Source organism: Pseudomonas sp. FSL R10-2964 (genome assembly GCF_009600035.1).
Classification (GTDB): Bacteria; Pseudomonadota; Gammaproteobacteria; order Pseudomonadales; family Pseudomonadaceae; genus Aquipseudomonas; species Aquipseudomonas bubulae.
Genome location: NZ_WIWH01000004.1, coordinates 66,930 through 86,952, shown reverse-complemented (window position 1 = coordinate 86,952; position 20,023 = coordinate 66,930). Strand labels below are relative to the sequence as shown.

At 59.8% G+C, this 20,023-nt stretch carries 18 protein-coding genes; 14 read left to right on the top strand and 4 right to left on the bottom strand.

Annotation, left to right across the window (positions count from 1 at the left end; genetic code table 11):
* Position 1: 1 nt before the first annotated feature.
* From GHN92_RS03485 to GHN92_RS03450, 8 genes are all read left to right on the top strand, one after another.
* Positions 2-412 carry a virulence-associated protein E gene (locus GHN92_RS03485; RefSeq protein ID WP_153379384.1) on the top strand — a complete coding sequence of 137 codons (411 nt, stop codon included), beginning with the start codon at positions 2-4 and terminating at the stop codon, positions 410-412.
* Entirely contained in the window at positions 409-1,584 is a 1,176-nt protein-coding gene (locus GHN92_RS03480; protein ID WP_153379383.1) for an AAA family ATPase, read from the top strand. Before GHN92_RS03485 ends, GHN92_RS03480 begins: the two co-directional genes overlap by 4 nt.
* Positions 1,581-1,877 carry a hypothetical protein gene (locus GHN92_RS03475; RefSeq protein ID WP_153379381.1) on the top strand — a complete coding sequence of 99 codons (297 nt, stop codon included), beginning with the start codon at positions 1,581-1,583 and terminating at the stop codon, positions 1,875-1,877. The genes GHN92_RS03480 and GHN92_RS03475 overlap by 4 nt, the downstream gene beginning before the upstream one ends.
* Entirely contained in the window at positions 1,874-2,104 is a 231-nt protein-coding gene (locus GHN92_RS03470) for a DNA-binding protein (protein WP_153379379.1), read from the top strand. Before GHN92_RS03475 ends, GHN92_RS03470 begins: the two co-directional genes overlap by 4 nt.
* Before the next feature lie 107 nt (positions 2,105-2,211).
* Positions 2,212-2,472 carry a hypothetical protein gene (locus GHN92_RS03465; protein ID WP_256666394.1) on the top strand — a complete coding sequence of 87 codons (261 nt, stop codon included), beginning with the start codon at positions 2,212-2,214 and terminating at the stop codon, positions 2,470-2,472.
* A gap of 2 nt (positions 2,473-2,474) precedes the next feature.
* Positions 2,475-4,331 (top strand): ClpP-like prohead protease/major capsid protein fusion protein, encoded by a 1,857-nt coding sequence (locus GHN92_RS03460; RefSeq protein ID WP_153379377.1) that lies wholly within the window; start codon positions 2,475-2,477, stop codon positions 4,329-4,331.
* 19 nt (positions 4,332-4,350) lie between these two features.
* The gene (locus tag GHN92_RS03455) at positions 4,351-5,730 is read left to right on the top strand and encodes a site-specific integrase (RefSeq protein ID WP_153379376.1); all 1,380 of its coding nucleotides are present in this window, start codon (positions 4,351-4,353) and stop codon (positions 5,728-5,730) included.
* A 1,258-nt stretch (positions 5,731-6,988) separates the two neighbouring features.
* The gene (locus tag GHN92_RS03450; RefSeq protein WP_133144005.1) at positions 6,989-7,444 is read left to right on the top strand and encodes a nuclear transport factor 2 family protein; all 456 of its coding nucleotides are present in this window, start codon (positions 6,989-6,991) and stop codon (positions 7,442-7,444) included.
* 13 nt (positions 7,445-7,457) lie between these two features.
* On the opposite strand, the gene GHN92_RS03445 is transcribed toward GHN92_RS03450, so the two are convergent.
* A complete protein-coding gene (locus tag GHN92_RS03445) occupies positions 7,458-8,660 on the bottom strand; it encodes an NAD(P)/FAD-dependent oxidoreductase (protein WP_153379374.1) in 1,203 nt (400 codons plus the stop codon).
* 202 nt (positions 8,661-8,862) lie between these two features.
* On the opposite strand from GHN92_RS03445, the gene GHN92_RS03440 reads away from it, so the two are divergent.
* Positions 8,863-9,426, top strand: a complete 564-nt coding sequence (locus GHN92_RS03440) for an Rrf2 family transcriptional regulator (protein WP_095002523.1) — start codon at positions 8,863-8,865, stop codon at positions 9,424-9,426.
* On the opposite strand, the gene GHN92_RS03435 is transcribed toward GHN92_RS03440, so the two are convergent.
* A complete protein-coding gene (locus GHN92_RS03435) occupies positions 9,347-10,282 on the bottom strand; it encodes an EamA family transporter (RefSeq protein ID WP_133144003.1) in 936 nt (311 codons plus the stop codon). The two genes, GHN92_RS03440 and GHN92_RS03435, sit on opposite strands and share 80 nt — an antisense overlap.
* 116 nt (positions 10,283-10,398) lie before the next feature.
* Here GHN92_RS03435 and GHN92_RS03430 point away from each other — a divergent pair, with 116 nt between their 5' ends.
* Positions 10,399-11,181, top strand: a complete 783-nt coding sequence (locus GHN92_RS03430; RefSeq protein WP_095025623.1) for a helix-turn-helix domain-containing protein — start codon at positions 10,399-10,401, stop codon at positions 11,179-11,181.
* A 58-nt stretch (positions 11,182-11,239) separates the two neighbouring features.
* On the opposite strand, the gene GHN92_RS03425 is transcribed toward GHN92_RS03430, so the two are convergent.
* Both GHN92_RS03425 and GHN92_RS03420 read right to left on the bottom strand, forming a co-directional pair.
* On the bottom strand, positions 11,240-14,149 hold the full coding sequence (locus GHN92_RS03425; RefSeq protein WP_153379372.1) for an RHS repeat domain-containing protein: 2,910 nt from the start codon (positions 14,147-14,149) through the stop codon (positions 11,240-11,242).
* Between the two features lie 177 nt (positions 14,150-14,326).
* Positions 14,327-15,349 carry an aldo/keto reductase gene (locus GHN92_RS03420; protein ID WP_153328213.1) on the bottom strand — a complete coding sequence of 341 codons (1,023 nt, stop codon included), beginning with the start codon at positions 15,347-15,349 and terminating at the stop codon, positions 14,327-14,329.
* A 281-nt stretch (positions 15,350-15,630) separates the two neighbouring features.
* Here GHN92_RS03420 and GHN92_RS03415 point away from each other — a divergent pair, with 281 nt between their 5' ends.
* From GHN92_RS03415 to GHN92_RS03400, 4 genes are read left to right on the top strand one after another with little or no spacing between them, the layout of a single operon-like run.
* On the top strand, positions 15,631-16,218 hold the full coding sequence (locus GHN92_RS03415) for a helix-turn-helix domain-containing protein (RefSeq protein ID WP_133144000.1): 588 nt from the start codon (positions 15,631-15,633) through the stop codon (positions 16,216-16,218).
* A 36-nt stretch (positions 16,219-16,254) separates the two neighbouring features.
* Complete coding sequence (locus GHN92_RS03410; protein ID WP_095002518.1) at positions 16,255-17,394, top strand: LLM class flavin-dependent oxidoreductase; 1,140 nt, start codon at positions 16,255-16,257, stop codon at positions 17,392-17,394.
* Between the two features lie 20 nt (positions 17,395-17,414).
* Entirely contained in the window at positions 17,415-19,043 is a 1,629-nt protein-coding gene (locus GHN92_RS03405) for an ABC transporter substrate-binding protein (RefSeq protein ID WP_153379370.1), read from the top strand.
* Positions 19,036-20,022: an ABC transporter permease gene (locus GHN92_RS03400; RefSeq protein ID WP_133143998.1), complete on the top strand. Its 987-nt coding sequence runs from the start codon at positions 19,036-19,038 to the stop codon at positions 20,020-20,022. Before GHN92_RS03405 ends, GHN92_RS03400 begins: the two co-directional genes overlap by 8 nt.
* Position 20,023 lies beyond the last annotated feature (1 nt).

Here is a 20,023-nt window from a genome sequence, read left to right as displayed (position 1 = left end):
CATGAAACTTTCAAATCAGCGCCAAGTTGCGCTAGCGGGATCGGCTTGCCTGGATAATGTGCTTAGTTGCCTCGACAAAGTTAAAGCTGCTGGCGCTAACAAGTGGAAAGCGTGCTGCCCTGCACATGACGATAAGTCCCCAAGCTTGGCAATAACTGAAACATCAGACGGCACTGTTTTACTCAAGTGCTGGGCCGGATGTACGGCCCAGGACATTGTTTCTGCTATCGGACTGGAGTTGCGCGATCTATTCCCAGGTCAAAAGCGCGAACGCCGCGGCCCCAGTGCTGCCGCAATTAAGCATGAGCGCGCCGTATACCTAATCGGAAAGTCGCTGCTCGATGCCGGCAAGTTGTCCGGCGACGATCTACAGCGCTTCAACCTCGCCAAGCAACGCCTGGGGGTCAAATGAGCGCTCAAGATCGTTTTGCGGAACAGTGGGCGAAGGCGGACAGCCCCGCCGTATGGAAGGTAAACGCCGTGAGTGCCGCGAGCATCAAGCCGGTGGCCATTCGCTGGCTGTGGCCTGGTTGGCTGGCCAAAGGAAAGTTGCACATTTTGGCGGGCGCTGGCGGCACTGGGAAAACTACGCTGCTGCTTAGCCTGATCGCAACCATCACCACGGGCGGGCGTTGGCCGGACGGCAGTCGTTGCAGTGAACCCGGTAACGCCCTGATCTGGTCGAGTGAGGATGACCTAGGCGACACGTTGGTGCCTCGCCTGACCGCTGCTGGCGCTGACCTGAGTCGCGTTCACTTTATTAAGTGCCGTGTTAATGCCCAGGGAGACGCTGACCCGTTCGACCCCGCCAACGACATTGCCTTGTTGAGGGCCACCGTAAACGAAATCGGCGGTGTGTCGCTGCTGATGCTCGACCCCATCGTCAGCGCGGTGAAGGGCGATATGCACAAGGCCAATGACGTGCGCCGAGCCCTGCAAGGCGTGGTGGACTTTGCCGAACAGAATCTTTGTGCCGTGGTGGGAATATCGCACTTTGCCAAGGGCGGCGCGGGATCGTCACCGGCAGATCGAGTGATCGGCTCACAGGCCTTCTCGGCGCTGGCCAGGACGGTGCTCGTGGCCGCCAAGCAGGAAAGATCCGACATGCGCGTGCTGGCGCGGGCGAAGTCCAACATCGGCACCGATGAGGGCGGCGTTTCTTACACCATCGAGCCTTGTGACATCGAGGACGGAATCGAGACCACCCGCGTGCAATGGGGGGATGTTATCGAAGGGAGTGCCCGCGAGATTCTCGGCGATGTCGAAGCGTGCGACGAAGAACGCCTGGATGACAGCGACAATCCAGCGGAGGGCTTGCGGCGAATCCTGAGTAGCGGGCCGCTGCCGTCACGGGAGGCCCAGCGATTGATGGCCGTCAACGGGTATACACCAAAGCAGACCAGGAAGGCCCGGGAGAATCTGTCGATCACTACTGCCAGGACTGGATATGGTGCAGAGATGGTAAGCACCTGGTCACTGCCGCAAGCGACTGGTGAATACGCCGCCTTTCCTCACAAGGAAAAAATGTCGCCCATACATGGCGATGAAGAAGCCGAGGTGGGCGCGGATGAGGTGGCGATATGAGCACCGCCATCGACTATTTAGCGCAACACGGCTTGTCGGCACGCCAGAAGGGAAACCGGGTGGTGGTGTCACCCAGGTCGCTGGTCACAGATGACCTGCAAAAGTACATCCGCGCTCACCGTCTTGAGTTGCTGGCCGAGCTGGCCGCGAATGACGGGATTGAGCGCCGCTGTCACTGGAGAGTAATTCGGGGTGAACGACCAATTTGCACGATGGTGGGTGTACCCGTTACGCGTAACGAAGCGCTGGCCGAAGTTCGCTGGCGCTGGCCAGATGCGGAGGTGGCGCCATGAGTATTGACGACGAAATCCTAATCCACTTGCAGCGGCTGAACGTGGTCCCTTTGCTGGGCGGCCTGGTACCGGAAAACGCCACCGCCGAAATGCTGGGCTATGCACCGTCCTACTTTCGTCGTCTCGCTGCAGCCGGGAATCCCCCGCTCCCCTATGTGCGGCGGGGTAACCGAAGGTTCTACAAAATCGTTGATATCAGCCGCTTCGCGACGGAAACCGTCCAATAACGGCGAACTACTACGCTGACAAGGAAGCATCGCGCATCCAGTGTAAGGGTTCTTAGAAAGCTGATCTTTATTAGATCGGTTAGAGAACCCAAACACTCGGACGAACCATGAAAAAGATCGCACGCCCAAAACGCCCAAAACTTAAAAATCCGTTAGCAGCTGGAAAAGCAGGAATGAGCATCCACCTGGACGAGGATTGTGTCCGCGACCTGAAATTGCTCAAGCTCCGGCTCGACCTCGAAGCCGGGGACTACGCCCCGATGTTTTCCCTTCCAGCACTCGCCCGCCATGCGATCCGCAAATGGTGCAACCACGTAGCAGCCCCGCTCCCGCGCCCATGGGAAGATCAGACCGACACCGAGGTCTGATCATGGACATTCAAATCTATGACGTGATCGATGAGGTCACCGCTCAGAAAGTCAAGGCTATGGTGGTCGGTCAACTACCGATAACCGTCCATATCAATAGCCCCGGCGGCAGCGTAACCGACGCACTGGCGATCTATAGCATCCTGCGTAAACACAAGGGGCATATCACTGCCATCGTCGATGGTTTGTGCGCCAGCGCGGCCACCATCGTGGCGCTTGCGGCCAATGAAATTGTGATGGCCGAGCACAGCTTGATGATGGTTCACAACCCCTGGACCGTCGCCTCTGGCGATGCCGCCCAGATGCGAAAGACCGCAGACACTCTCGATGTGGCAAGCCGCGAAATGGTGGCGCTCTATACAGAGCGAACGGGCCTCAGTGGTGAGAGGGTGGCGGCAATCATGGGCGCTGAAACGTGGTTCAACGCTTATGAAGCCGTAGAGGCTGGATTCGCGCACCGTATCGACGATGCAGAGCGCAGTAAGCCGCGCTTGGCCGCTACAGCCATGTCATTCCTGGCAACTGTTGTTCAAACCCCTCAAGCCGCCACGCAATGCTTGCTGCGGCTTACTGGCAGCCGCGAATCCCATCATAAACGCCGTTTAGATATGTTCAGCGCTCTCACGGTGGGCTTTGAGAATTTCGAAGGCGTTCAGCGCATTAAAGCGAGTAAAGAATTTATGAAGTACACCTCTGAGCAAGTTAACGAAAAAATACTCGCCGCCCTGGGCGAAGGCACCACTCCAACCGGTAGCACGCTGATTTGCGCACATGGCCATATCGGTAACGGCAACATTGTGCGTGACGGCATGGTCGATGCATTGACCGCACGTCTCGGAATTGCTAAAGCGCAAGACAACAACAACCCCTTCCGCACCATGTCCCTGGCAGAGATGGCGCGCGCCGCACTGACTGAGCGCGGCGTAGGCGTCGCCAGTTACAGCTCAAAAATGCAGTTGGTGGGGGCAGCCTTTACACATACCACTAGCGATTTCGGCAATGTGCTGATGGACGTTTCGGAAAAGGCGATGTTGCGTGGCTGGGAGTCAAGCGGTGAGACGTTCCAGCGCTGGACCAAAAAAGGCTCATTGAGTAACTTCCACACGGCGCGCCGAGTCGGCATGTCCGGCTTCCCAACGCTGCCTAAAGTCCTCGAGGGGGCCGAGTACAAATATGTTACCTGTAACGACCGGGGCGCCCCGATCGCTCTCGCGACCTATGGCGGACTGTTTAGCATCACCCGCCAGGCGATCATCAACGATGACCTGAGCGCGTTCAGCTCGCTCCCCGCTCAACTGGGCCGCTCGGCCAGCCGCACCATTGGCGACTTGGTCTATTCGGTACTGACCACGAACGCGAAATTTGTCGATGGCAACCCGCTGTTCAGCGAGGCGCACGGCAACATCGACGAAACAGCCGCCTCAATGTCCCCGGCGATCCTGGGCGAACTGCGCCGCAAGATGCGCCTGCAGAAAGACGACTTCGACACGGCGCTGAACATCTCGCCCGCCTTCGTTATCGTTCCTGCTGGCCTCGAATCGGCCGCCATGCAGGTGCTCAATAGCACCTCGTTGCCTGGAGTAGAGATGAACAGCGGGATTGCCAACCCTGTGAGCAAGATGGGGCAGCTTATCGTCGAAAGCCGCCTCGACCGGTTGCCGACACCGTACTGGTTCGTAGCGGCAGAGCAAGGCTCGGACACTATTGAAGTGGCGTACCTGGATGGCCTCGATACGCCTTACCTGGAGGAGCAGGAGGGCTGGTCGGTGGACGGCATCAGCCTCAAAGTGCGAATTGATGCCGGGGTAGCACCGCTGGATTATCGCGGCTTGGCCCGCGCTAAAGTGAACGTCGGCTGATCGCCAGTAGCCTTGCGGCATGACGCAGCTAAAGTCAAAGACCCTAACTGTCGCTATTAGCGATGCCGAGATTCGCCGCCATGCTGGCGGCGAAGTTCGTCAGCTGCGCGACATCCGTCACCCAGAACTCAGATTCCGCTACTCCACCACCGACCGCAACAAGGGCGCCTGGCATGTCGTAGTGCGCGGCAAGTGGGGCAAAGCGGGTAATTATCCCAGCATCAATGCCAAACTGATGATTAGCACTCTGCCGACGATCCTGGCACGACGCGTGGTCGACCCCAAAGCAGCCTCCACCACCACCGCCTGGCACACAGTAGGCGAAGTGCTGAACTGGTACGCTGATCGTATGGGCCGTGACCGGGGGTTGTCGGCCAAACGCAAAGCCAGTGCGCAATCAGCGTTGCGTTGTCACCTGACTCCACGTCTTCAGGATGTACCGTTGGCCAGCCTTGATCGTGCCAGCCTCGACCGCCTGCTGATGTGGCCTATGCAAGAGCGTTACGCGCTGTCATTCGTGCGTTCGGTGTATGGCGTGCTGGCTGTCGCCTTCCGACAAGCCATGCGCCTTGGCCTTATCACCCTCAATCCCATGGCCGACCTCAAGTACACCGACTTCGTACAAACCCGAATCAAGCCCAAGCCCGCCCGGTTACGCGGTGATGACCTACCAACGCTACTGCATGACCTGACCGAGCGGATCGAGCATGCGCCGTTGGAATCCATGCTCGCGCTGATGATGCTTTGTCATGGCACCCGTCTGGGCGAAACGCGGCTAGCTCGCTGGAAGAACCTCAACCTCACCACCCGCCAGTGGTTTATCCCCGCACCGGACACCAAGACCAAAGCCGAACACACGCTGCCACTGACCGAGCAAGTCTGCGCCCTGATCGAGCGTTACCGGACCATGCAGCAAACAGCAGGGTATCAAGGTCCGCTCCTGTTCCCTGGACGCTCTGGTACGGCGATCAGTGCCACCAACGCCAGTACCCTGTTTGCCGGCTTGGCCAAGGGGGCATGGTCGAGCCATGACCTGCGCAAAGTGGCACGTACTGCCTGGGCTGATCTGGGCGTGGATTACATGGTGGGCGAAATGCTGCTGAACCACGCCATGAAAGACCTGGACGCGACCTACATTCACACCACCGCCGAGGGCATGAAACGCCACGCCCTGGAGACCTGGCACCAGCACCTCGACCACCACGGCTTCACCGCCGTGCACGGTGGGACATATGCGAGACACGCGGTAAAGGCATCACCTGCGCAAACCAATAACGGCGGGGGCTCCAGCGATTCTCAGTATCCATCCCAAGGGAGGATGCAAAACGATGAAGTCCGCGACTCCTCAAGACCTGATGCAGGCCCAGCAAATCGGGGACGGCACACCTGTTGGATGTAGAGTTGAGCAGGCCATTTTTCCCAGTCGTGCCCTTGTGCCCTCAGTTGTGCCCACCCTTTTACATGGGCACGACTGCATAAAAAGGGCACGACTGGAGGAATAAGGGCAAAACAGGTGCCGCTCGATCAAGCCCAATTCTGCGCAAAATGGCAGAGCGAGCCATGCGCGCAGCCGGACAAAAAATCAAAAGGTACTCCCGGCCATACCGCCCCCTAGGGGGTAATTCGAGGCCCGCTCGTTTCCTACATATGACCCATTTTCAAACGTTGGTTGTTGTTTAGTTGAAGCAACCAAAGCCCCAGCCAATAAGGGTCTCACCCCAGATTCGATGAAACGGAGACTGAATCCGCCCTGCTGACACCACAACCGACAGGTTGGTCTGAGTTGGTGGGAACGTTACGCAAGGCACTTTCGGAATGTTGGACGCGGGTTCAGATGCTCAACGAGGATTCCATCCGCCAGCGTTACGCGTAACGATCAGATGCAGGAATGTGATTACTGGTCATTTTCTTGCCTGACACGGCACAGCAACCAGCAGCGTGTATGCCACTGTGTATGCCTTAATTCACACGCCCACACCAAACCCAATGTTTACAGGGATATTACAGGCCAGTTCAAACGTCCCCGGCCCACCACTTCAACAAAAAAAGACGCCCTCGGACGTCTTTTTTTGTGCCTGGGATTCAGTGACATATAGCTCTTAAGAACGCCCCGAAATTCATAACGCCACCCAGGTCGCAAGCGGCCGCAAAAATCAGCTACAGGCTATGCATTTCGTTGGTTAAAGCCTTTCAATCACAGTCCTTCGCTTGTTAATGCGCTAGGTGCGTGTGATAACTTTTTCAAGTCAATGTTTTCCACCCTTGTGGGTACTTTTGCCATGATCAGCGGCCACCAGCATTCAAAAAACCTTAGCTTTGCGCAAATGATGAGCCTTAAAAGCAGCTCGCGTGAACGCCAGGTTGATGCAGTCTATGCAGCTGCCCCTGAGATGCTTGAAATGGCAGCTGCCCGTGCCAAAGTCGCCCTTCGTGGCAGCTCTGCTTCAATCGCTCGCCCACAACGATTCTCTGCGCTTAGCAACTGATGCCCGATGCACCCCGCCCTGCCTGGACGTTCAGGACTCTTTGTTGAGACCTGAGATACCCGGCCCACACAACCCACAAATAGTCCAAACGAACGATGAGCCCCTCCCCCAGTCAGGCCGAGCATCAGCTCAGCGCCAACCCAACCGGCAGACTGAAATAAAGGGGACAAGATGGACATCAAACAATTGCTGCTTGAGCGCGAGCTCAATGCAGTCCTTTCTCGCTATGCACGGGCTTGTGATCAGCGCGACTGGGCTGCCATGGATGATGTGTTCCTCCAGGAAGCGACTGCCGACTATGGCGGTTTGCATCAGCTTCAAGGTCGCGGGCCGATTGTGGCCATGATCCGCGTGCACCTTGAGGGCTGCGGGCCTTCCCAGCACTTGCTCGGCAATCTGTTGGTCGAGTCCAGCGATTCAACGATCGTGAGCCGCATCTATGTCCGCGCAGCCCATCGCGGCGCCGGCAATATGCAAGGCTTGACCTATGAATCGCTGGCCGAATATCAGGATCGCTGGGTTTCAACATCAGACGGCTGGCGTATTGCCCATCGGCGCATGGATATCAGCCACGAGCTGGGATGCCGCGATATCCTGCGCCCGGCCACCGAAAGCGCGCAGGGTTAAGCACCCTGATATTTCAGGCAATCGGTATCAATGGGTCCGCTGCCGCCCAGGCTACATCGCGGTCGGCAGCCGGCGGGTAGATCCACACCGTATTGATCTGTGTCTTCAGCGCTTTGCCTTCCTGGCGGGTCAACTTGACCTGGCGATCCCAGCCTTCGGTGTAGACCGCTCCCCAGCCACCCAGGTCCAGGCAGGTAACGTACTTGGGCTGGCTGTAGGCAACCGGGGCTACGCCCAGTATCTGCGCAGCAACGTTATTGCCCGCGTGGCGCCCCAGGACGATGGCGTGCTGGCAGGTCATCAGGGCATGGTTGCCCAGGTCATCCGTGGCGGCATAAGCCACGTCGCCGGTGGCGAAGATGTCTTGCTGGCCTATGACTTGAAGGTGCGCGTCCACATGCAGACGCCCAAGCCCATCACGCTCCCCCGGGATTTGCGCCGTCAGCGAGCTGGCCCGTACACCGGTGGTCCAGATCACTGTTTTCGCTTCGATTCGTTGACCATCACCCAGGGTTACGCCTTGCTCGTCGACGGCTACCACAGACGATTTCAAGCGCCAGGTTACCCCCAGCTCATCGCTGGCTTCGGCGATCGACTGGCTGATTTCGGCGCCCAGTGAAGCCCCGACTTTTTCACCCCGATCCACGATGATCACTTCCATATCTGCATGCTCGCCCAGTATGGCGCGCAGACGGGCCGGCATTTCGGTTGCCGTTTCAATGCCGGTGAAGCCTCCGCCCGCCACAACCACCGTGTTGCGACCACGGCTTGGTGGTAGTTCTGCCAGGGATTTGAGGTGGTTTTCCAGGCGTATGGCTTGCTCGATCTGGTCCACGTCGAAGGCGTATTGCGGCACACCTTGGGTGTCAGGCAGCGCAAGGCCGCTGCCAGTAGCCAGGACCAGTTTGTCGTAGGGACGAATTTGTCTGGCGCCTGCGGCATCGGTGTAAACCACATGTTTTTGCTGCACGTCGATGGTCTCTGCAGCGCCCTTGATAAAGGTGACACCTACCGCGTCGAGCAGTTCGCCAATGGGCGCGACCAGCCGGTGCGCTTCAGGCTCGTAAAAACGCGGGCGTATGCGCAGCTCGGCCTGGGGGGCCAGCACGGTCACTTCGACTTGGTTGTGGCAGTGAATATCCAACAGCCGCGTTGCACTCAAAGCGGTCCACATGCCACCGAAGCCTGCGCCAATAATCAGAATCTGCTGTTTCATTTTTTATCCCCTGATGAGAAGCCCGAGCAAAGCAACCCCGAATGACGATCACCACCGAACCTCAATAACGGCGACTATATTAGTCGTAGTTACAGAGAGCAATCTTTATTTGTGGTCCATGCCACTGCTGTCACGCCCAAGGAGCGTTGCTCGCCTGACTGATCACTGCTAAAATATGCGACTAATTCAGTCGGAGATTTTGATGTCTCTTTACAGCGCGGGCGTTGAGTACGGCATTCACTGCCTGCTCTTTTTGGTAGGCGATGGCGGCGAAAGCCGTGAGGCGAGCGTGCGTGATCTTGCAGAGTTGCAAGGCGTACCTCAGGACTATCTGGCGAAGATCTTCACCAAGCTGGCCAAGGCCAAACTGGTCGTGGCCACCGAAGGCGTGCGCGGCGGATTCAAACTGGCCAGGCCTGCTGACGAAATCAGCATTCTCGATATCGTCAACGCTATCGACGGCCAAAAGCTTATTTTCGATTGCCGGGAAATTCGTGGCCGCTGCGCACTCTTCGAAGGCTCGCCGCCTGCCTGGGCGCTGGACGGCCACTGTTCGGTTCACGCGGCGATGATGACGGCACAAAAGCGCATGGAAGAGGCCCTGGCCCAACAAACCATTCTTGATCTTGCCCGAAAGGTCGGCCGAAAATCCCCCGCCGAGTTCCCGGCACAGGTCGGCAAATGGATCAACGATCGTCGAGAGAAGAAAAGCGCCGCGCAGACTTCTGACGACCAGGCCATCCCGGTAACTGAAATCTCGGACTAAGCCCCGGCCCTTTTACAAACCCCACCGCCAGCGCCGCCAATATCAGCACAATCGCAAGCCCTTCATTGAACCCAACCTTGTGCCCCAGCATCAGCATCGAACCTGCGATCCCGAAAACCGGAATCAGCAGGGACAGCGGCGCCACCCTGGATACCGGGTACTCGCGCAGCAACAGATTCCAGCCCCAGTAACAGAAATGCGTCGCCGCGTAGACCTGAAACAACAGGGAAAACAACGCCACCCACTCAAAGTGGGTGACCAAAGAGGTAAAAGGCGCAGATCCGTGGGCAAACCAGGTAAGTGCCAACAGCGGCAGCGGCGCAAACACACTGGCCCACACCACAAAGGCGAACATCTCCCGCACTTTCGACTGTTTGATAATGACGTTGCCGATACTCCAGCTCAGAGCACTGATCAGCAACAGGCCATAACCCAGGGTCGTGCCCCGGCCGGGGCTGGCCACAATGATGCTGATCAACCCCAACAGTGCCAGCCCCATCCCCAGTATCTGGCCGAAGCCCAGACGCTCGCGAAACAGCAATACCCCCCAGCCCAGGGTGAAAAAAGCACTGAACTGGATCAGCAACGCAGCGGTTCCTGGGGGCACGCCCCATTCAATACCCAGATTGATCAGGGCCCACATGGCCACTCCAAAAATCAAGCCATAAGCAGCCAGCCACTTGATGGCAATCGGCGGCCGTTTGACGAAAAATACCCACGGCAACGCCGCAAGGGTAAAACGCAGCGCTGTTAGCAACAGCGGATCGATAGCTGCCAGGCCCAGTTTAGTGATGGGGAAGTTCAGCCCCCAAACGGCCGTCACCAGCACGGCCAGGATCAGATGTTTCTTTTGCATAGGGGGGCTTCCAGTGGCAAGGAGGGCGGCGTCATGCGCCACCCAAAATGCCACTATGCACACTTGCCGCATCGGCCCGCTTGCACTATCAGGTCAAAGATCATTAAATTCGGGCCATGGGCGAATTTGAATCCGACACCTGCGAAAATATCCCCCGCGACGCTGTGGTCACGGCCATTGACTATGCCGACGGGCAGCGCTTTGCCCTGCACAGGCATAACCGCGGGCAGTTTGCCTATGCCGCCTGCGGTGTCATCACGGTGTTTACCGACCAGGGCAACTGGGTGGTACCGCCGCAACGGGCCATTTGGGTACCGGCGGGGGTGCCCCACGAAATGAGCATGAACGGCCCGGTGACCCTGCTGAACACCTATATCCGCGAGCCCGCGTCTGTGCGCCTTGGGCTGCCGGCGCATTGTCAGGTTTTCGGCATATCGCCGCTGCTGCACCAGTTATTGATCCAGGCCACGGATATTCCGGCGCTCTATGACGAAACCCGCAGAGAGGGGCTGCTGATGAATCTGCTGCTCCACGAAATAGCCGAGATGCCACCCCTTTCGCTCAATGCGCCGCTACCGGGTGAGCCCAGGCTGGCGCGGGCCTGCCGCACACTGCTGGAGCAGCCGTCGCTGGATATCGGGATTGATGATATGGCCCGGCAGGTTGGCATGAGCCGCCGTACCTTTACCCGCCTGTTTCGCCAGCAAACCGGCATCAGTTTTGTCGAGTGGCGCCAGCAAGCCTGCCTGTTGGCAGCAGTGGTGCGCCTGGGCCATGGCGAGGCCGTTACGCAAGTGGCGACCGATCTGGGCTATAGCAGCCCGAGCGCTTTCACCAGCGTCTTTCGCCGGGTGCTGGGCGAGGTGCCAAGCCGGTATTGCCTGAAGGAACCGAGTTGAACCAACTGCCCAACCCGCTGCCGGCAAACACAGCACCCGGCTCAAAAGGGTATGTGCCTCAGTGCGGATTTCGTATCCCCACAACGCGGTAGGCAGCGCTCCCCGTGCGCTCGAACATCAGGCGCCAGGCGCCTCGCCTGCGGCTGTTGTTATAGCCAATAAGGTCAGCGGACATTAATCGATCGCTATGGGGGTGCCAGTTAATCGACCGCAAACGCCCCTCGCGCAAATGGCTTAAGGTCAGGGCAATACTGATACCCGCAGAGCCCGCTGGCAAAGGTGTCACCGCTGAATCATCGATCGTCAGGGCGGCAGGCGAACGGGGGGGCGGGAGCGCAGCGGCGACCGGCCTCGCGCTTTGCAGGGGCTGTTTTTTTGCGGCCGCGCTTTTACCGGGCAATCGGGTCATGGCCGTTGCCTCGGGTGTCCCCGTGGCGCTCGACGGGCCTGCGGCCTGTGGTTCCCGGTGTGCACGAAGCAACAGACTGCGAACGCCAAGATGCCTCAGCTCACGGGTGGGTGGCCGCCCTGATGCCACTACAGCGCGCAAACGCTCCCGATACTCGACGCCCACGACATATCCGTATAGGTCACCACGCACGGTGGGGTAAACCGCCAACGCCACACCTGTGCTCTGCAGAACCTGACTGTGCTGGCTGTAAAAAAAGTTGACCAGCTTGACTGTTTCTTCAGGGCTCAGCGCCATGTCCCGGGCAAACTCCAGGGCTTTTTCCGTGACGCTTTGCGCCAGCTCATACTCCTGCGCATCCGTGAGGCCTGGTGCTGGCTGTTGCGCCTCGGCCAAATCCAGATACCGGTTCAATGCAAAGAGTGCCGAGCCTGCCACTGCCCCCAGTCCTGCAACGGCTTGAGCAGCATTAAACAGCCAGCCCAAGGCATAGCCAAGGGCGGTAAAAATGACGATCAGGCTCAGACCGGCAACGACCCGATAGCGTTGGGGTAGATCTTCTTCCCGCCCATCAGGATCTATCCGATTTATCGGGTTGTTACCGACCATGGCATAAACATTCAAGCCGTCGATGGTCCCTGCCGGGTCTGCACTGACCCAACGCTGGAGCCAGGCCGCGTAATAACGCAAACCGTAGTAGTAAAGCCCGGATGCATCGCGTTCCTTGCCCGAGTAACGCAGGGTCTTGAATGTGGCTTCAAGCGCGCTTTTCGCCGCCCACCATGCCGTCGCCCCGAACGGGTAAAAACCCTCCTGGCTGAGCAGTGCCGCGCGCTCATCAAGCTCCAGTACGCCGCTGCCCAGGTGATCGCAAAGGCTGAAGCGCACATGCTCATTCTCGACCCCATCGGGCAACCCCTGCTCCCAGGCAAGTAAACGCACCCCGGTGCGGCCTGCTTGCAGCGTCAAGGCACTTGAGCGCTCTCCCGTGGCCCGGTTGAGGCGCAGCTCCAGCCCCGGCAAATAACGCACTTCATCCACATGGGTGAGGTTTGCGGCCCGGGTCGTTCTACGCTTGAAAACCCGCTGCCCCTGACCGTCGTAGACGTAGGCTTCTTCATCATTCTCACCATTGGTGCGCTGCACGCTGGTGACACGGCACAGTTGATTGCGCACATTCCACTCCAGGGCCTGACCACGCACCAAGACCCGTTGATTACCACAGGCATCAAACGCCTCGCCTGAAGCCAGCAGAGAACCAGGCTCAATCATCTGGCTGCGGTTACTGGTTTGTGACACGGACATACGCCGGGTGTAGCCCTGGCCGGCAGAAGGTACATGCTGCATCTGTACCAGGTTGGCGCCGGCATCGTACTGATAGTGCCGCGTGTAGTTGCGCCATTGCTGCGTGTCCGTTGTGTCGAAGAGCACCGCCGCAGGGGTACTGGCGCCACCGGGGTGGCGCGCATTTTCTCGTCCGCTGGCTTTGACCAGTTGGTAGAGGGTGTCGTAGGTAAAAGTGCTCGAAGCCTGGATCATCGCGTTGCTGGCCCAGGTGGTCGGTTGAGCGCCATCCACCACATGGGTCACATTGCCTACCCGGTCGTAGGTGTAGGTCAGATCCTGCAAGATGCCACCCTGTGCCCCCCCGCGACTGGCCTGCAACCGTCGCAAACTGCCATCATCGTCAGCGTAAGTAGCCCGGGTGACAACACCGTTGCCTGCCCGCTCGCTGGTCACTTGTCCGGCGGCGTTGTAGACCAGCTCATCCACCAACAGTTTTGACTTGCCACCTGCCGTAAGCAGGCCAACACGTACCTGTTCCCCTGCAACGTTATATTCCAGGCGCTGCCGGTTACCCCTGGCATCACTCAGCCCGAGCAGTTCACCCAGCGCATTGCGATGCCAGGCCGTCAGGTAATGCCGAGCCTCCAATTGTCGATCGCGCCACGCTTGCGGCTCAGGCCAGTCGAGCGCTTCAGGGGCCTGGCAGAAACGCCGCGACTGGCTGTTTGCCTCGCCGGTCAAATCGTAATGTTCGTTGATGACGCTGCCAGCCGGGTCATCATGGCGGATCAGACGGCCGCATCGGTTCCGCGCCCTGTGCGCTGAATCGGCCGGCCCGTAGGTAAAACGCTCAAGACATCGGGCGTGGGGCTCATCACTGCGCTGTTCATGAACGGCCACAAGCCTGGACTGGGCATCGTAGTCAAAACACTGCTGATGCCCGCGCCCGTTCCAGGTTTTGCGCATCTGCTGCGCGACGCCAAACAGAGTGATGTGCCATCCGCTATCGACACTGTCAGTGCGCAACGCCAGCCCTGAAAGGCTGGAAATCTGGCGTTGATTGGCCGCGACTGTGGCCCCATGACGACGCAACGCCCCCAATCGCGGGTCCCACTGCCCGAGTACAAAACCGGTGGCGCCAAAGACAGTTTCGTGAATCCGCGCCCGGGGGCTCTGCTGTGCACTCAGACGGTGGTATTGCACCCTGCGTACACTCAAGCCCCTGGGGTCAACCGCCGTCAGTGACGGCGTGTGGTGATGCACATGGGTCATGGCGCCTGGCCTGTTTAACGAAATGGAGCAAAAAGGCTATGGCTCAAGTCGAGGGCAAAGGTGGTAAATAATTAGTTTTATTTAAAATCCGCAGCCCCAAGGGTCTGGGCTGAGGGCGGCTTTATCGCGCTCACAAAAAAACGCCCGAAGGCGTTTTTATATCTGACAGCCGGGGTTTCACACCCGCGACTTGCGTCCGAAAAACGGATGGCTCGGGTCGTTGTAGCCCGGTGTCGTCGAGTGCCCGGTGACCACCAGATCATTGATAAAGGCTTCGTCCTGCGCGGTGAACCTGTAGTTCAACGCCGGCACATAGTCTTCCCATTGCTGCTCAGTTCGCGGCCCGGCAATGGCCGAGGTGATCAGTTGGTTATTCAGCACCCAGGCCAAAGCGAACTGGCCTGCGGTAATGCCTTGCCCTTCGGCATAGTCACGAATGCGCTGGGCCAGGTTGAGGGACTCGGGGCGCCATTCGGTCTGCTGCAGGCGCGGGTCGTTGCGCCCGGCGCGGGTGTCCTGGCCAGGGGCCTGATCGGGGTCGTATTTTCCGGTGAGCACACCGCGCGCCAGCGGACTGTAAGAGATCACGCCAATGCCGTAATGCTCCGCCGCCGGCAGGTGCTCGACTTCGATCTGGCGGTTGGCCAGGTTGTACAGCGGCTGACTCACGCTCGGACGCTGGATGCCCAGCAGGTCGGCGCTGCGGCTGAATTCGGCAAGTTTCCAGCCGCGGTGATTGGACAAACCGTAGCCACGGATCTTGCCCGCCCGGATCACGTCATCCAGCGCGCGCAGGGTTTCGTCCACCGGGGTGTCGTGGTCTTCGCGGTGCAGGTAGAACAGGTCGATATAGTCGGTGTTGAGGCGCTTGAGGCTGGCGTCCACCGAGGCAATCACGTTCTGGCGCGAGGCTCCGCTGTTGTTCGGCCCGCTGCCGCCCGGGTTGGGATTGACGAACTTGGTGGCCAGTACCCAGTGCTGACGACGATCACCGATCAAACGGCCCACCACGGCTTCCGAGGCACCGTCGTTGTAGCCGTTGGCGGTGTCGATGGAGTTGATGCCCTGCTCGAAAGCGCGGTCGGTGATGCGCCGGGCGACGTCGTCCGGGGTCTGCCCGCCGAACATCATGGTGCCCAGAGTAATGGGTGAAACCTTCACGCCGTTGCGGCCCAGGTTGCGGTATTGAATGTCGCTCATGCTGACTCCCTGCGTGGTGATCGTGAAATCAAGTGGCGCAAACAGTAGTCAGCCGTGTTCTGGCGGTCAACGCCCAACGGGGCATAACCATAGAGCGGTTTTGTCAGGGTATCTCTTATTCAAAACGGGTCTTTAAACGTCGGAATTAATTATTTATGGATCTAAAAAACCCTCGGTAATCTCATGACTTTTCGGACCGCATGAAAAGGAATCATCATGAGCCGTCGCCCCCATGGCCCTGACAATTCACCTGCATTCACCTCACTTGCAGGTTCACGCCCATGAATATCCCTACCGGTTTTCTCGACAGCAGCGGCAGCGTTCCCTTCAGCTTGCCCGAGCGTGATCCACAGGGCGACGATCCTGTCGCCAAACGTATCAGCCACAACCTGCAGCGCTTGCGCGACAAGCGCCAGTTGTCCCTGGAAGCACTGGCCCATGCCAGTGGTGTGCGCCGCGCGATGATTGCGCAGATCGAAGCGGGCCGCAGCTTTCCCTCGGTCAAGGTGCTGAGCAAAGTCGCCGCCGCACTGAAAGTGTCCATCGCCGAGTTCCTCGACCCCGACGGCGCCGGCATGGTTATACGCCGCGCCCTGCCCCCTGAGCACGCCGCCCCCCTGGTGACGTTCAACGAGCTGCGCCTGGGGCCCCAGGCCGAGGAAAGAGTACCCGGCACCCCCCATGGCGTGCAAAACCACCTGCTGGTGGCCGAGGGCACTCTGGAGCTGAAAATCAATGACGAACTGGTTGTGCTGCACGCTGGCGACTCGATCCTGTATCGCGCCGAACGACCCCACCGGTACCGCAACCCGCACAACAGCGAAGCCGTCGCCTACCTGCTGACCAGCCCTGCGCAAGTGCAGGAATAGCCCGCGTTTTCCTATCCCCTGCCTGGAGCCTTCGCCTTGTCACGTCAGCCCTCCCCTCTGGATTTTCCTCAAAGCCCGCTGTCCCGTGCCTTTGAACAACCGTTGTTTCTGGGCTTGTTCCTGCCGGTGCAGTCCGGTGGCTGGAGCCCTTCGGCACTGCCACGCAGTACCACCTGGACCTTTGACTACAACCGCCAGTTGACCCTGCGCGCCGAAGAGTTGGGATTTGACCTGGTGTTTGCCCTCGCTGAATGGTTGGGCAAGGGCGGCTACGGGGGCGATATCCGCTACCACGACGAATCACTGGATGCCTTTATCACTCAGGCAGCGCTGGCGTCGGTAACCTCGCGCATCCTGCTGATCTCTACCCTGCATGTGCTCTATGGCCCCTGGCATCCACTGCACCTGGCCAAGTTCGGCGCCACCCTGGACCATATCAGCAAGGGCCGCTGGGGCCTGAACCTGGTGACCGGGCATCGTCATCGCGAACACCGGCGCTTCGGTCAGGCCCCCATCGAGCACGACCAGCGCTACCGCCAGGCCGACGAATTTATCCGCGTGGTGCAGGAACTGTGGCATAGCCCGGACAACGTCGATTTCAGCGGCGATCATTACAAGCTCGAAGAGGCCTATGTCAGCGTCAAACCGTCCTTTGGCCGTCCCGTGCTGGTCAACGCCACCGGCTCACCCGCCGGTATCGACTTCGCGGCACGGCATTCCGACATTGTGTTTACCACCAGCCCCGGCAGTGCCGAGATCGAAAACGCGCTGGAGAAACTGCCCGAGCATTTGCAGCGCATCAAACACGCCGCCCGTGGCTATGGCCGTCAGGTGCGCACCCTGATCAACCCGCTGGTGATTTGCCGCGACAGCGATGCCGAAGCCTGGGAAGTCCACGCCGCGATCACGGCCGCAGGTGACCCCGGTGCACTGGAGGGCCATGCCCGTGAAGCCAGTGATGCCCATGCCTGGCGCGGCCATCAACCGGCCGAGCGTTATGTGGGCGGCAATATCCAGCTGGTCGGCAGCCCCGAGACCGTGGTGCGCGACATCATCCGCCTCAAAGAGGCCGGTATCGACGGCTTGCAACTGAGCTTCTTCGACTTTGCCCCCGACCTTGAACAGTTTGGCGAGCGCGTGTTGCCCCTTTTGCGCCAGGCCGGCCTGCGCCGCTAACCCACCCCAGGAAGACCGCCATGCCCTTTACCCGTCGTCAATTTGTTGTTGGCCTGTCTGCCCTGTCCGCGCTCGGCGCCAGCGTGCCGTTCCTGCCCACTGCCCTGGCCGATGCCACGGGGCAGGTCGTCAGCGGACGCCGGGTGTTCAACTTGCTGATCAATCCCGAGCCGCCTTCGCTGAGCTCTTTCAACACCACCGCCGGTACCAGCGTCACCGCCAGCAGCAAGGTGCTGGAGGGGCTGCTGACTTACGATGAAGCCCTCAATGCCCGCCCTGCACTGGCCACCGCCTGGGAGGCCGCCCCTGATGGCTTGAGCTACCGCTTCACCCTGCGCGAAGGCGTCAAATGGCATGACGGCGAGCCGTTCACCTCGGCCGACGTGGCGTTCTCCCTGGACCTGATCAAGCGTTTTCACCCCCGGGGGTCCAGTACCTTTGCCAACCTGGAGCGGGTCGACACCCCCAACGACCACACTGCCATCGTTCATTTGAGCAAGCCGGCGCCGTACTTGATTCGCGGTTTTGCCGGCGGTGAAACGCCGATCCTGCCCAAGCACCTGTATGCCTCGGGCGACCCGCTGAGCAATCTGCACAACAACGCCCCGGTGGGCACCGGCCCCTTCCGTTTCAAGCGCTGGGAGCGCGGCAGTTTTATCGAGTACGAACGCAACCCGAACTACTGGGACCCGGCGGCAACGGTGGTCGATACGCTGATCCTCAAAGTCATCCCCGACGGTGCCGCGCGCCTGGCCGCGTTTGAAAACGGCACGCTGGATGCAGGCGGGCAAAGCCCGGTGCCGCTAAGCGAGCTGGAGCGCCTGACTAAATCCGGCCGATTAAAAGCCACCACCCGCGGCTATCGCTACACCATTACCCCGACCATGCTCGAGTTCAACCTCGATAACCCGCTGTTGTCTCGCCTCGAGGTGCGCCAGGCAATTGCCCATGCCCTGGACCGCGAAGTGATCCGCAAGGTGGTGTACTACGGCTACGCCGAAGCCAGCTATTCACCGATCCCGAAAAGCTTCGCCAACTACGTCTACGAGGGCCCCAATCCGTATCCCTTCGACACCGAGGCAGCCAATGCATTGCTGGACAAGGCCGGGTTGGTAAAAAAAGGCACCTGGCGTTTCAGCCTGACCCTCGACCCGCTGCCCTACGGCGACAGCTACAGCCGCACTGCCACCTATGTGCGCAGTGCCCTGGCACGCATTGGCATCGAAGTGAAACTGCGCGCCCAGGATTTTCCCACCTATATCAAACGTATCTACACCGACCGCGACTTTGACTTTGCCGTGGTCGGCATGGGCACCCTGTATGACCCCACGGTAGGTGTGCAACGCCTGTTCTGGTCGAAGAATTTTCGCCAGGGCGTGCCGTTTTCCAATGGCACCCACTACAACAATCCCGAAGTCGACCGCCTGCTGGAAAGCGCCGCGGTAGAGACCGACGAACAAAAACGCGGCGAGCTGTTCAAGGCGTTCCAGAAGATCGTGATTGAAGAAGTGCCTTCCATCACCCTGGTCATGCAGCAACAGGTCTCGGTGTACAACGCCCGGGTCAGCGGTTTCGAAGATGACGCCAACGGCCTGGACAGCAGCCTGGCCAATATCAGCCTGGCTGACACCGGAGGCGCCCATGCTTGAACGGCGCAGAATGTGGCGCCTGTCACGGCGCACCTTGTGGCAAGCCATCCCCACCGTAGTCGGCATCCTGTTGCTGAATTTTTTGCTGCTGCGGCTGATCCCCGGTGACGCCGTGGATGTGCTGGCCGGTGAGTCCGGCGGCGCCAGTGCCGAAACCCTGCTGCAGTGGCGCAGCCATTTTGGCCTGGACTTGAGCCTGCTGGAGCAATTGCAACGCTACCTCGGCCAACTGGCCCATCTGGACCTGGGCCTGTCGCCACGCTTCAACCTGCCAGTCAGCCACCTGGTACTCGATCGCCTGCCCAATACCCTGGTGCTGATGGTCGGCGCATTGGGGCTGGCGCTGGCCATCGGCATCGCCACCGGTACGGCAATGGCCACCTGGGTCGGTCGCTGGCCTGACCGCGTGTTGTCACTGGCGGTGTTGCTGCTGTATTCCACGCCGGGGTTCTGGATCGGCTTGATGGCGGTGCTGCTGTTTTCGGTCAAGCTCGGCTGGTTGCCCAGCAACGGTTTTCAGACCCTGGGCCTCGATCTGCACGGCACGGCCTGGCTGCTCGACCGCCTGCAGCACGCCGTGCTGCCAGTGCTGGCGCTGGCCACGTTCTATATCGCCCTGTATGCCCGCCTGACCCGTGCCGCGATGCTCGAAGTGCAACGTCAGGACTACGTGCGCACCGCCCGGGCCAAGGGCCTGGCGCCATGGCGAGTGGTGTCACGGCATGTGCTGCGCAATGCCCTGCTGCCGGTTTCGACCCTGGCCGGGCTGCATTTCGCCGCCCTGCTCGGTGGCGCCGCCGTGACCGAAACCCTGTTCGGCTGGCCCGGCCTGGGCCGTCTTACCCTCGAGGCGGTGATGTCCCGTGACTACAACCTGCTGCTGGGCATCCTGCTGCTGTCATCGATGCTGGTGGTGGTGATCAATATCGCCGTCGACCTGCTGCAAGCCTGGCTCGACCCGCGCATCCAGGCCGACTGAA

Bases quoted from the DNA above. Each gene is read 5' to 3' on its own strand.
- GHN92_RS03435 (WP_133144003.1), bottom strand. From the start codon at position 10,282: ATGCAAAAGAAACATCTGATCCTGGCCGTGCTGGTGACGGCCGTTTGG.
- GHN92_RS03480 (WP_153379383.1), top strand. From the start codon at position 409: ATGAGCGCTCAAGATCGTTTTGCGGAACAGTGGGCGAAGGCGGACAGC.
- GHN92_RS03440 (WP_095002523.1), top strand. From the start codon at position 8,863: ATGTCTCTTTACAGCGCGGGCGTTGAGTACGGCATTCACTGCCTGCTC.
- GHN92_RS03465 (WP_256666394.1), top strand. From the start codon at position 2,212: ATGAAAAAGATCGCACGCCCAAAACGCCCAAAACTTAAAAATCCGTTA.
- GHN92_RS03425 (WP_153379372.1), bottom strand. From the start codon at position 14,149: ATGACCCATGTGCATCACCACACGCCGTCACTGACGGCGGTTGACCCC.
- GHN92_RS03405 (WP_153379370.1), top strand. From the start codon at position 17,415: ATGCCCTTTACCCGTCGTCAATTTGTTGTTGGCCTGTCTGCCCTGTCC.
- GHN92_RS03420 (WP_153328213.1), bottom strand. From the start codon at position 15,349: ATGAGCGACATTCAATACCGCAACCTGGGCCGCAACGGCGTGAAGGTT.
- GHN92_RS03470 (WP_153379379.1), top strand. From the start codon at position 1,874: ATGAGTATTGACGACGAAATCCTAATCCACTTGCAGCGGCTGAACGTG.
- GHN92_RS03455 (WP_153379376.1), top strand. From the start codon at position 4,351: ATGACGCAGCTAAAGTCAAAGACCCTAACTGTCGCTATTAGCGATGCC.
- GHN92_RS03430 (WP_095025623.1), top strand. From the start codon at position 10,399: ATGGGCGAATTTGAATCCGACACCTGCGAAAATATCCCCCGCGACGCT.
- GHN92_RS03415 (WP_133144000.1), top strand. From the start codon at position 15,631: ATGAATATCCCTACCGGTTTTCTCGACAGCAGCGGCAGCGTTCCCTTC.
- GHN92_RS03485 (WP_153379384.1), top strand. From the start codon at position 2: ATGAAACTTTCAAATCAGCGCCAAGTTGCGCTAGCGGGATCGGCTTGC.
- GHN92_RS03445 (WP_153379374.1), bottom strand. From the start codon at position 8,660: ATGAAACAGCAGATTCTGATTATTGGCGCAGGCTTCGGTGGCATGTGG.
- GHN92_RS03460 (WP_153379377.1), top strand. From the start codon at position 2,475: ATGGACATTCAAATCTATGACGTGATCGATGAGGTCACCGCTCAGAAA.
- GHN92_RS03400 (WP_133143998.1), top strand. From the start codon at position 19,036: ATGCTTGAACGGCGCAGAATGTGGCGCCTGTCACGGCGCACCTTGTGG.
- GHN92_RS03450 (WP_133144005.1), top strand. From the start codon at position 6,989: ATGGACATCAAACAATTGCTGCTTGAGCGCGAGCTCAATGCAGTCCTT.
- GHN92_RS03475 (WP_153379381.1), top strand. From the start codon at position 1,581: ATGAGCACCGCCATCGACTATTTAGCGCAACACGGCTTGTCGGCACGC.